Origin of the sequence: Synechococcus sp. UW69 (assembly GCF_900474185.1) — a bacterium.
Taxonomy (GTDB): Bacteria; Cyanobacteriota; Cyanobacteriia; order PCC-6307; family Cyanobiaceae; genus Parasynechococcus.
The window spans coordinates 1-11,934 of sequence record NZ_UCNW01000004.1 but is presented as its reverse complement, the minus strand read 5'-3'; the positions used below and the strand labels follow the sequence as shown (position 1 = coordinate 11,934).

Genomic DNA, 11,934 nt, shown 5'->3' with positions numbered 1-11,934 from the left:
ATTCCTATCTGGAATTCCTATCTGGGGGTCTTCTAGTCGCCTCTCTGGTGTGGACAAAAGAGTGGTCATCCGAGTCGTCTTGAAACCGACTCATATGAGTCGGTTGGGAACGTTCAAACCATTGGGATCCTGTATCGATTTTTTTGATTTCCAATACACCACCTTGTTAACCGTGCCAACAGAGAAGTGACTGTATCGGAATGCAGTATTAAAATGTCCGATACAGACACCCATGCAATGACTGTTTTTGGAGTGTGGAGGTGTAGCACCGACCTACAAGATCAGGAGAGACAGGTGCTCGCCTTAGAACGTGCAGGTTGCGAACGGATCTATGGAGACAAGATCACAGGGACTAGTGACTGGAACACCCGTCCTGAACTACGTCGTTGCTTAGACGAGATGGTCGAGGGAGACACACTGGTGATCTCTGAACTCTCCCGTTTATCTCGTTCTTTCCTGGGGATGGTGAACGAGGTAAGCAACCTGTTAGAACGTGGGATCCATATCAGGACTCTCGACAAACGTCTTGATACCACTGCGATGCCAAAGGAAATCACGATGCTCATCGTGTCGGTCCTGGGGTATGCGGCATCTCAGGAACTGGATCAGATCAAATCCAGAACCGCTGAAGGCAGGGAAGTCGCTAAGTCCCGTGGGGTGAAATTCGGTCGGAAAAAGACCTATACCGAACATCAAGCAGCAGAGGTGATGAAAAAACGTACTGCTGGTGAGGGATATGGAACGATCGCTAGATCAATGGGTATGAGTCGATCGATGGTGCAACGCATCGTTCAAACACATGAACCTGTCTCTGTTTCTTGATCACCCTCTGGCACTGACCTCTTTCTGTTCCTGATCGGTAACCAGTCTCCTGAATACGTTGGAGTCCATCTCGCACGTCTCCAGTCCTCCTGGAGGGTCGGAAAGTAACTCTTGATTGCCTTGTGCAACGTCATTGTTCGGAGACCACAGACCTGAACAGGACACGCCATCATCCAGGTGTTTGTTCGAGGTGAGAATTCCAACACTGCTGTCTTCCTTTTGCAGACTGGACACTCACCTTTTTGGTAAACGACTCTGCCATTGAATTTCCTGGGATTCTCTATGGCATTCATGAAACGACCAACATCATGAACAAAGGGTTCTTCTATTGATTCATTCGTGTAAAAGTTCCAACTCATTTCAATCCCTTTTGTGATTGTTCTCTGACGTATTTATATCTGGAAGATAGAATTATTATAGATAGTATTGTTCAGAAATTTATTAAGAGTCCTGCTTAGAGTTACCGCCAAAACGTTGAAGTCACTTCAATCGTATAACTAGTAGACAACAAAAGGGTGATTTTAATATGACTCCTCTTGTTGTCTTAGGTGATTTGTTATCGCCACTTATGTTTTTCCTAAAAACTTATCTACATCAATCATCTAGAAAGAATCAACATGACACCAACAAAGCAGCAACCCAATAAAAAAATGGTTTCTTATCAGGAACAGGAGATTGAAAGACTGTCATTGATGGAAGGTTCCCTGATGGATCATTACGGGTACAACTATTCTCAACTGCACAAGAATCTAGTCAGAGAGAAGTATTACGCATTGAAAGCGGCACTGTGAAAGACGAAACTACCGCTACAAGAAAAAAGATTGATTACCTCTACAACAAACTAGATGAAATCTGTCATGGTGATTTTGAAGAGAAGAATAATCAAGTGTCGTTTCTGATGAAAGAGATCGACAAACAAAGAATGAAACTACTTGAAGCAGAACTAAAACAGGTTTACAGGGAGATCGAAGATGAAAACAGTTAGACTTTCAGATAAATCAGAAGTGCTAGCGAGAGAACTGATTAAAAAGATGAGTTTGCCTAGTCAGAACTACGAAAGACTCATTGAACAACTGATCAAAGATAAGTTCGATAAGACGTAACAGGTAAAACTAAAATCAAAGATACTGTCAACCTACAAAGTGTTACGGACGATCGGAACAACTCAATACATCATTTTCAAAAAAATTCCTGGTATCAATCCAGTCTCTAGTGTTCAAAGCACATTGTTCTCTTGAATCCTTACAGATTTATTATATTCAGGTTAATGATATTTGTCAAGTATAAGTGTCAAGATTGTTGCTTCAATAGATAACTGATGATGGCACCTGGAGTACTTGGACGATAGGTTTGGATACCGACTGGTATGAGTCCGTAACGTGCCACTCTCGAAGGACCATCAGAACCGTGGCAAAGGCGGGAAGTTTGTTGAGAGTTCACATCCACCTGCAAGACAAATTCAAGTCTCTCTGCCTGAACCGTTCATAGAGGCACTCGATGCGTATGGACGAGAACACGGCACAGGACGCGGCAGAAGCATCGTGAAATTGCTTGAGGGTGTTACTGACACCTAGTTCGCCTCCAGACCCCCTTCCCGTCGCCCAGAGAGACCTTGTGAGGTTGGAACTAGTCAAGAGCAGTAACCCCCTCTATCAAAAGTTCCGTCGCAGCCACTACATCCCTGACAGAGGGACGATGGGACAACAACTCCAGTACCTGATCTTCTACGGATCTGAGGTCGTTGGAATCATTGGTGGTGCTTCCGCAGTCTTTGCCAATCAGGCACGGGACGAGTTCTTTGGTCTTGCGGAGGAGACGGAAGTCAAAACACAACAACTCAATAGCATCGTCAACAACAATGTTTTTCGTCTTGAGTATCCCGCACCAAATCTAGCAACGATTGTTCTTTCTATCTGGAGAAAACGGATAATGGAGGACTGGGAAACACTATATGGAGTTCCGATAGCAGGGTTCGAGACCTTTGTCGTCGAAGAACGTTTATGGAATGGAAAGACCAGAAATGGTGTTTGTTATCGCGCTGATAACTGGGAAATGGTTGGTATCACCCGTGGATATGGAAAAACCAATGCTCGTGGTCGTGAGATCAAAGACAAAACTCTTCGGTCCAAAAAGTTGGTCTACTGCCTTCGGATCAAAGGGAGAGAACTCTGTGATTCCTATGCAGCTGCGTGGAACGATCTTGATCTCAAAAGAGATTTATGCAAGAGACGAGATCAGATGTTGAGTGATCCGTTGGACATCGTGCTTGATGTCATACGAGGAGGTTCTTGACAGATGATTATTGCGATAAAATAATTAGTCAATCATTTTATCGAAAGCGGAATAGTATTATTAAGGAAATATTTTGTCGATTCTTGTGAGTTTTTCCTCGGAATCTGGTGTGTGATACAATTGCAATTATTTAGAGATATGTTTGTAAACCCATCTCTGCAAACCATCTTTCTTGCTAATCCTAAATGCGGAAGCAGTTCTCTTGAAAGTTTTCTGCGCCAATGCGAACCAATAATGAGTCCCAAGAATTTCCCTTCGCCACCTTTTGGTCTTCCGAAACATATCGATGCAAAGTTCTTGAAGGAGGGGGTAATGCCTATTGTAAATTCAACTTACCCAGATCTTGACTTTACTGTTTTCTGCATAGTTAGAGACCCTTTTGATCGTCTTTATTCGCACTGGAAGTATAAACAGGGTGAGAAAGCAAAGGGAACACCACAAAGTACTATAGGTATCTCTTTTGAAAATTACGTTCAAGATGTTATTGAACTCCGTGAGGGTTTGTCTATGAAGCCTCATGCATTTGTCAGATCTCAAGTTGGTTACATATATAACGACCGAGAGTTAATTTGCGAAAAAGTGTTTGCAATAGAAAAAATCAATGAGGCGGAGGAGTTTCTGTCGGAAAGATGTGGCAAGCAAATTTGTTTGGAAACGCTAAACAAATCAATCCCTTTGAGTGGTGACCCTAAAAAAATAAGCGATGAATTAATGCAAAGACTCAAAATTTGCCTTAAACGTGAATTTGAAATTCATCAACTTGCTTCTGTTTCTCCTGATGAAGTAAGGGATAAATACTATGAAGAGAATCGACAATCACCTTTTGAAAAGTTGAGGAGGAAAGTCTTGCGTTTCGTGCGAAATTCTGCGGAGTAATCTTGTTTTCTATCAAAAGATCTCTGCCAGAGAAGAAACTTGGTGTTGATCAATCCACTTTGCATCGTGTTTGAGGTCATACGAGGAAAGACCTGAATCCGCCTGTCATTACTGCAGGATGGGGGTCTTTCGCGCCTTAGAGTCGTCGAATGAGTTGGACAACTGTTGGACAAACAGTTGGACAGCACCCCCAGATCCCCTGCAATTAGGACTGAATGGCAACCACAGACATCTTCATGCCTGCCCTCAGCTCCACCATGACGGAGGGGAAGATCGTGGAATGGCTGAAACAGCCCGGCGACAAGGTGGCTCGGGGTGAGTCCGTCCTTGTCGTTGAGTCCGACAAAGCAGATATGGACGTTGAGTCGTTTCAGGACGGTTATCTCGCCGCCGTCTTGATGCCGGCCGGCAGCACGGCACCGGTAGGCGAAACCATCGGTCTGATTGTCGAAACCGAAGCAGAGATTGCTGAAGCGCAGGCCAAGGCTCCCAGCGCCCCTGCGGCTGCACCAGCCCCTGCACCGGCACCGGCTCCCACACCAGCTGCGGTTCAGGCTTCAGCTCCGACTCCTGCTCCAGCTCCAGCACCTATCGCCGCCCCTGCTCCGTCGGCGCCGGTTGTGAACGATGGCCGCATCGTGGCGAGCCCCCGGGCCAAAAAGCTCGCGTCCCAGATGGGTGTGGATTTGGCCACGGTGCGTGGCAGCGGGCCCCATGGCCGGATTCAGGCCGAAGACGTCGAACAAGCCTCTGGACAGCCCATCTCTGTCCCGCGTGTGGCGGAGGGTTCCGCTCCTGCGGCTACGGGTCAGCCTGCGGCTGCACCCTCGGCCCCTGCTGCGTCCGCTGGAAACAGCTTTGGTCGGCCCGGCGAGACCGTGGCCTTCAACACCCTGCAGGGTGCGGTGAACAAAAACATGGAGGCGAGCCTGGCGGTTCCCTGCTTCCGCGTCGGCTACGCCATCACCACCGACAAGCTGGATGCCTTTTACAAACAGGTGAAGCCGAAGGGCGTCACGATGACGGCGTTGCTTGCCAAGGCGGTGGCCGTCACCTTGGCGCGTCACCCTCAGGTGAATGCCGCCACGACCGCGGCTGGAATGGCCTATCCCGCTGAGGTCAACGTCGCCGTGGCTGTCGCGATGGAAGATGGTGGCTTGATCACACCTGTGCTGCGCAACGCTGATCGCACCGACCTCTATGAGATGTCGCGTCAGTGGGGCGATCTGGTCAAGCGCTCACGCAGTAAGCAGTTGCAGCCCGAGGAATATTCCACGGGAACCTTCACCCTCTCCAATCTCGGCATGTTCGGGGTTGATCGCTTCGACGCGATCCTTCCCCCAGGCACGGGAGCCATCCTTGCTGTTGCAGCCTCACGGCCCACGGTGGTGGCGGGCAAAGACGGGTCCATCGCCGTCAAGCGTCAGATGCAGGTCAACCTGACGGCGGATCACCGGGTGATTTACGGCGCCGATGGCGCTGCATTCCTGAAGGATCTCGCTGAACTGATCGAGACCCGCCCGGAGAGCTTGGCGCTCTGATCGGTCGTTCGCGTGCCTGACCCCAGGGACCATCAACTCAGCAGCTACGACTACCCGCTACCGCCAGAGCGCATCGCCCAGGCACCGGTCGAGCCCCGTCACAGCGCTCGGTTGTTGATGGTTCCCCCCCAGGGTGAGCCATCAACGGAAGCAACTCACGGCACGGTGTGGGATCTGCTCGAGCAGCTGCGGCCCGGAGATCTGCTGGTGGTGAATGACACCCGGGTGCTGAAGGCGCGACTGGCGGTGCGTCGTTCAGGGGGTGGGCTGTCTGAATTGCTGGTGCTTGAGCCGCGTGGGGAGGGACGCTGGCTGTGTCTGGCGCGCCCCGCCAAGCGCATGCGGCCAGGCGACAGCCTCACGATTGAGGGAACCTCGATCTGTCTGAAGGTGCTCGCTGAAGATCCAGCGAGCGGTGGACGGGTGGTTCAGTTCCCAAGTGATTGCAGGGATGCCGAAACGATTGAGGGTTTGCTGAATGAAGTGGGCGAAGTGCCTCTACCGCCTTATATCGAATGGCAGGATCCCAGTGACAGCCAGCGTTATCAGACTCGCTATGCCGATCGTCCCGGGGCTGTGGCTGCGCCGACGGCTGGACTGCACTTCAGCGATGAGCTCTTGGAGGCCTTGCAGCAGAAAGGGGTTGACCTGGCCCGGATCACCCTTCATGTGGGCCTTGGCACCTTTCGTCCCGTCGAAACGGAAGATCTCACCGCGTTGGAGCTTCACAGCGAATGGGTCGATGTCAGCCCCGCTGTGGTGAAAGCGGTGCAGGCTTGTCGAGGTCGCGTGATTGCCGTGGGCACCACGAGTGTTCGTGCTCTGGAGGGAGCCGCTCAGGCCCATGGCGGCGTTCTGATGCCGTATACGGGGCCGGTTGATCTGGTGATTCAGCCCGGCTATCAGTTCAAGGTGATTCAAGCCTTGCTCACCAACTTTCATCTGCCCAAAAGCTCTTTGCTTCTGTTGGTGAGTGCCCTCATCGGCCGGGAAACCTTGTTGAAGCTGTATGCGGAAGCGATTGAGAGGAACTATCGCTTTTTCTCCTATGGCGATGCCATGTGGATTGATGCTGCAGCGGTGCAGCCCCATGCAGCGCCCACTGGCTTGGCAACCCAATAAAAAAGCCCCGTCCTTGACGGGGCTGGTGCTTGTGTTGCGGAGTGAACTCAGACAGACACCGGTTGCTCGATGATGCCGGTCGGCACCTCAGCGAACATCACAGACGAGAGGTAACGCTCAGCCAGGTCAGGCAGCACCACCACGATGGTTTTGCCGGCATACTCATCTTTCTCGGCCAGACGAATCGCTGCAGCGGCGGCAGCACCGCAGGAGATGCCGACCAGCAGCCCTTCCTCTTGGGCTAAGCGCAGGGCCATCGCGACGGATTCCTCGTTGGTCACCTGCTCCACCTTGTCGACCACGGAAAGATCGAGGTTTTTGGGGATGAAGCCGGCGCCGATGCCTTGAATCTTGTGGGGACCGGGCTTGACGTCCTCACCGTTCATGGTCTGGGTGATCACCGGACTGTTGGTCGGTTCGACGGCCACAGATTCGATGGCTTTTCCGGCTTCATTTTTGATGTAGCGGGAGACGCCGGTGATTGTGCCGCCCGTGCCGACACCTGCCACCAGAACATCGATGGCGCCATCGCAATCGTTCCAGATCTCCGGACCAGTGGTCTTGAAGTGGATTTCAGGGTTGGCGGGATTGTCGAATTGACCAGGCATGAAGTATTTGGCCGGGTCGCTATCGGCGATTTCTTTGGCCTTGGCGATGGCGCCAGGCATGCCCTTGGCGGCTTCCGTGAGGATCAGTTCGGCACCGAGAACCGCCATGACCCGACGACGCTCGATCGACATCGATTCAGGCATCGTCAGGATCAGCTTGTAACCCCGGGCAGCCGCAGTGAAGGCCAGAGCGATGCCGGTGTTGCCGGAGGTGGGTTCAACAATCACCTTGCCTTTGGTGAGCTTTCCGCTTTTTTCAGCGTCCCAGATCATGTTGGCGCCGATCCGGCACTTGACGCTGTACGCGGGGTTGCGCCCCTCGATTTTGGCCAGCACGGTGGCCTTGCAATTCTTGGTGACGTTGTTCAGCTTCACCAGCGGGGTGTTGCCGATGGCCTGGCTGTTGTCGTCGTAAATGCGGGACATTGAGCTGCTGCTGTAGGAGGGGCCCGAAGAAAACAAACTAATGATGTTGAGCGGCTCCCCCCTCCGTTGTTAAGGGCTTTTTCAGAGTCTCACCGGACTCTTAGCTATCCAAGGCTCGCTGAAAGCGCATCCAAAGTTCGTCAGGGTCTTCTAAACCCACCGACACCCTGAGTAAATCAGCGGCGACGCCACAGCGCTCGGCCCAGGCCAGTTCGTCGTAGTGGGCAAGCTGGGTGTAGGGGCAAGCCAAGGTGAAATTGGTGCCAAGACTGGGCCCTTTACTGACGCTTAGAGCGTCGTACACCACCTGCGCTTGCTGACGACCTTGCTTCAGTTCGAACGAGAGCAGGCAGCCATAGCCCGCTCCGCTGCGCATCAGAGCTCGAAAATTGGGGCAGTCTTTGGGATGAAGCACCCGTTCGACGGCTGGATGGGTTTCCAGCCGTTCGGCGAGAAGGAGCGCGTGGGCATCCAGCTTTGGTGCCCGTTCCTTTACGTCTCGGCTGGCTTCCTCCAAGGCAATGGCATCGGCATCGCCGAGACCAGCCACCGTCGTGCAGGCGCTGAGCAATGTTCTGGCCCAGGGTGACTGGGGACTCACCAACAAGCTGCCAGCCATCACATCACCACGCCCAGCAAAGCTTTTGGTTAAGGAGGTGAAGATCAGATCCGCATAGGGCAAGGCATTGAGGTTGATTCCGGTGCCAATCGTGTCGTCGGCGATCACAGGGATGCCGCGGACGCGGGCCAAGGCCGATATGGCACGCAGATCAACACAGCGCAGGAGCGGGTTGCTGGGAAGCTCCACAATCACGGCGGCAGGCTCCAGTTGATCCAGCGCTGCTTCAACGTCCGCCAGGTCTTGCGGTTGAAGCAGGTCTCCGCCGTGGAAGACCACCCGCGGTTGCTTCAACACATCCACGTAAGGAAAGCCCAGTTGCAGTGTGCTGCGTCCTGGCCGCAGGTTTTGCACCGCAGTGAGGGCTGCATGGAGCCCCGCCATGCCGGAGGGATGAAGGCTGATGTGGTCAGGCCCTACGTCGTGGATGTCGGCTAGGCGTTGTCGAATGGCACGCCGTGCCGCTTCGCCGTCTTCGCTTGTGGGAGGCGCTTCCTGATCCAGGGCGATCGCGGCCTGGCGGGACGACAGCCCAAGGCCGGTGTGCTGCCAGAACGCTTTGGCGTGGGGAGTGGCCGATGCATCGCTGCGCAGGCAGGAGACGCTCGCGATAGCAATCAGCTCCGAATGGCTGTCTGGTGCCTTGCGGCGGCAGTGGGCCAGGGCCGCCTGGGCTGCTGCCGCCGTGGGGTAGGGCCAGATCGTGCTGCCCGCAATCTCGGACGGTTGAGTGAGTTGTCGGATCAGTGGATGCAGCCCGAAGCGGGGATAGACGGTCTTCAGTGCATCGCGGCAGGCCGGATCGTTCTCTTCGTAGGCAACCACATCACGCCAGCGCGGCAGCGCGACGGACACCGCATGGGGTGAGTCCGGCAGAGGATGGCCAAGATCGCAGCCCTGCCAGGCCGGATCGCTGAGCAGGTTGCGGGCACTCACGCCAGCAGCTCCAGGGCCTGTTGCAGGTCAGCCTGCAGATCGGCGAGGTCTTCACAGCCCACCGAGAAGCGCACCAGGCCATCGTCAATGCCCAGCTTTGCTTTCATCTCAGCCGACACGGCGGCGTGGGTCATGGTGGCAGGGTGGCAAATCAGGCTTTCGATGCCGCCCAGACTTTCTGCCATCGTGAACCAGCGCAGCTGCTTGCAGAGGGCATAGGTCTGCTCCTGGCTGGCATTGAAGCTCGCGGTGACGATTGCGCCGCCGGCTGTCATCTGACGGGTCGCCACCTGATGTTGAGGGTGATCACTGCGGTGGGGGTAGCGCACCCAGTTCACCGCTGGGTGCTGGGCCAGTTGATCGGCGAGAGCAGCGGCATTGGCCATCTGCTGCTTGAGCCGCAGCGGCAGGGTCTTGATGCCGCGGGTGATCAGCCAGCAGTCGAAGGGGGAGGGTTGCAGGCCCAGAGCCTTCTGGGAGAACACCATCTTCTGGTGCCAGTCGGGGTCGTTGGTGCACACGGCTCCGCCGAGGGCATCGGAGTGGCCGTTGATGTATTTGGTGGTGCTGGTGAGCGAGAGGGTGGCGCCCAGATCCAGCGGGCGCTGAACGAGGGCGGTGGCAAAGGTGTTGTCCACCACCACGGGGATCCCAAGGGTTTGGGTGATGGCGCAGACCGCCTCCAGGTCGATCACCTTGAGCAGCGGGTTGGTGGGACTCTCTAGCCACACCATTGCGGGCTTGCGGGATTGGATCTCCTCCAGCGCTTCCGGCTGGGTGAAGTCCACCCATGCGGTTTTCAGCCCGAACTTGGCGAAGACCTGTTCGAACAGACGCACGGTGCAGCCGTAGAGGTTCTCTTCGCACAGCACCAGATCGCCCTGTTTCAGCTGGGAGACCACAGCGGTAATAGCGCTGACGCCGGAAGCGAAGACGGTGGCGTGGGCGCAGCCCTCGACCGAGGCGAGCACGCCATCGAGGATGCGGAAGTTGGGGTTGCCGGAACGGGTGTAATCAAACCCACCGGGGTTGCCATGGGCGAAGGTGCTGGTGGGAAAGATTGGCGGCATCACCGTGCCGGTGTCGTCCGCGTAGCTGTCGCCGTGGTGGATCACGCGGGTGTTCAGACCTGTGTTCACGGACGATCCGTCGATCCGAACAGGCTAAGAAATCGCCTCGCCCCGCCCAATAAAAAACCCCCACCGTGAGGCGGGGGTTATTTGACGATCGTTTGGATTGAACCGGTGGATCAGTCGAGATCGGGCATGCCCAGGACAGGCTCAGCCTTGCGGTCGATACCTTTCTCGAAGCCAGCAGCAGCAGCGCGAGCGCGGCCTGCGTGCCAGAGGTGACCAACCAGGAAGAAGAAGGCGAGCACGAACTGCGCTGCACCCAGCCACTGGCGGAGGTTCACGTAGTTCACCGAGTTGGGCTCGGTGATGATGCCGCCCACGGAGTTCAGGGAGGCGTTGGGGGCGTGCGTCATGTATTCAGCGGCACGGCGCACCTGCCAGGGCTGAATGTCGTTCTGCAGCTTGTCGAGGCTGAGACCGTTGGGGCCACGCAGGGGCTCCAGCCAGGGACCACGGAAGTCCCAGAAGCGCATGGTTTCACCACCGAAGATGATTTCACCCGTTGGTGAGCGCATCAGGTACTTACCAAGGCCGGTGGGGCCCATGGCGGAACCGATGTTGGCGCCGAGGCGCTGGTCACGCACCAGGAAGGTGAAACTCTGAGCTTGGGAAGCCTCAGCGTTTGTGGGGCCCCAGAACTCGGAGGGATAGGCGGTGTTGTTGAACCAGATGTAAGCCGAGGCGATGAAGCTCATGAAGCTCAAAGCGCCGAGGCTGTAGCTCAGGTAGGCCTCACCGTTCCAGATGAAGGCACGACGCACCCAACCGAAGGGCTTGGTGATGGCGTGCCAGATACCACCGAAGATCAGAGTCAGGCCCAGCCAGATGTGTCCACCGATGATGTCCTCCATGGAGTTCACACCGATGATCCAGCCTTCGCCTCCGAAGGGGGCACGGAACAGGTAGCCGAAGATCACACCCGGATCGAGAGTCGGGTTGGTGATCAGGCGCACATCACCACCGCCGGGGGCCCAGGTGTCGTAGACGCCACCGAAGAACATGGCCTTGAAGACCAGCAGCAGGCAGCCGACGCCCAGAAGGATCAGGTGATAACCAATGATGTTGGTCATCTGGTTCTTGTCACGCCAGTCCTGGGAGAAGAAGGAGGAGTAGTTCTCCAGAATCTCCGGACCGCGCAGGGCGTGATAGAGGCCGCCGAGACCGAGCACGGCGGAGCTGATCAGGTGCAGAACACCGACCACGAAGAAGGGGAAGAGATCAGTGACCTCACCGCCTGGTCCCACGCCATAGCCAAGGGTGGCGACGTGGGGCATGCAGATGAAGCCCTGCTCGTACATGGGCTTGTCGAAGGTGAAGTGACTCACCTCGAACAGCATCATTGCGCCGGCCCAGAACACCATCAGACCAGCGTGGGCCACGTGGGCACCAAGCAGACGGCCTGACAGGTTGATCAGACGGGCGTTTCCAGACCACCAGGCATACCCGGTGGAGGAGAGGTCTTTGCCGCCAGTGGCGCCAAGACCGGGATTAGAGAGCGTTACCACGGGGCAGAACCTCTTCAGGGAAGACGAAGTTTTCGTGCGGCTGGTCAGCCGGTG

The 11,934-nt window shown here is 55.2% G+C and carries 10 protein-coding genes and 1 pseudogene; 6 read left to right on the top strand and 5 right to left on the bottom strand.

Annotation, left to right across the window (positions count from 1 at the left end; translation table 11 throughout):
- The first annotated feature begins 213 nt into the window (after positions 1-213).
- From DXY29_RS01025 to queA, 6 genes are all read left to right on the top strand, one after another.
- Entirely contained in the window at positions 214-822 is a 609-nt protein-coding gene (locus tag DXY29_RS01025; protein ID WP_115022151.1) for a recombinase family protein, read from the top strand.
- A gap of 787 nt (positions 823-1,609) precedes the next feature.
- Positions 1,610-1,807, top strand: a complete 198-nt coding sequence (locus DXY29_RS01015) for a hypothetical protein (RefSeq protein WP_115022148.1) — start codon at positions 1,610-1,612, stop codon at positions 1,805-1,807.
- Positions 1,808-2,379: 572 nt separating this feature from the next.
- The gene (locus DXY29_RS01010; RefSeq protein WP_371411055.1) at positions 2,380-3,114 is read left to right on the top strand and encodes a Druantia anti-phage system protein DruA; all 735 of its coding nucleotides are present in this window, start codon (positions 2,380-2,382) and stop codon (positions 3,112-3,114) included.
- 111 nt (positions 3,115-3,225) lie between these two features.
- The gene (locus tag DXY29_RS01005) at positions 3,226-3,990 is read left to right on the top strand and encodes a sulfotransferase family 2 domain-containing protein (protein ID WP_136987696.1); all 765 of its coding nucleotides are present in this window, start codon (positions 3,226-3,228) and stop codon (positions 3,988-3,990) included.
- A gap of 215 nt (positions 3,991-4,205) precedes the next feature.
- Positions 4,206-5,531, top strand: a complete 1,326-nt coding sequence (locus DXY29_RS01000; protein ID WP_115022142.1) for a dihydrolipoamide acetyltransferase family protein — start codon at positions 4,206-4,208, stop codon at positions 5,529-5,531.
- A 12-nt stretch (positions 5,532-5,543) separates the two neighbouring features.
- Positions 5,544-6,653, top strand: a complete 1,110-nt coding sequence (gene queA, locus DXY29_RS00995; protein WP_115022141.1) for a tRNA preQ1(34) S-adenosylmethionine ribosyltransferase-isomerase QueA — start codon at positions 5,544-5,546, stop codon at positions 6,651-6,653.
- A 47-nt stretch (positions 6,654-6,700) separates the two neighbouring features.
- On the opposite strand, the gene cysK is transcribed toward queA, so the two are convergent.
- The 5 genes and pseudogenes from cysK to DXY29_RS13910 form a co-directional block, all read right to left on the bottom strand.
- Entirely contained in the window at positions 6,701-7,687 is a 987-nt protein-coding gene (gene cysK, locus DXY29_RS00990) for a cysteine synthase A (protein WP_115022595.1), read from the bottom strand.
- A gap of 100 nt (positions 7,688-7,787) precedes the next feature.
- Complete coding sequence (locus DXY29_RS00985; RefSeq protein WP_115022139.1) at positions 7,788-9,242, bottom strand: PLP-dependent transferase; 1,455 nt, start codon at positions 9,240-9,242, stop codon at positions 7,788-7,790.
- Positions 9,239-10,381 carry a PLP-dependent aspartate aminotransferase family protein gene (locus DXY29_RS00980; RefSeq protein ID WP_115022138.1) on the bottom strand — a complete coding sequence of 381 codons (1,143 nt, stop codon included), beginning with the start codon at positions 10,379-10,381 and terminating at the stop codon, positions 9,239-9,241. The genes DXY29_RS00985 and DXY29_RS00980 overlap by 4 nt, the downstream gene beginning before the upstream one ends.
- Before the next feature lie 110 nt (positions 10,382-10,491).
- Positions 10,492-11,880: a photosystem II reaction center protein CP43 gene (psbC, locus tag DXY29_RS00975; protein ID WP_115022594.1), complete on the bottom strand. Its 1,389-nt coding sequence runs from the start codon at positions 11,878-11,880 to the stop codon at positions 10,492-10,494.
- Positions 11,864-11,934: pseudogene (locus DXY29_RS13910) on the bottom strand (photosystem II protein D2); the annotation flags it as partial. The pseudogene DXY29_RS13910 and the gene psbC, both read right to left, overlap by 17 nt.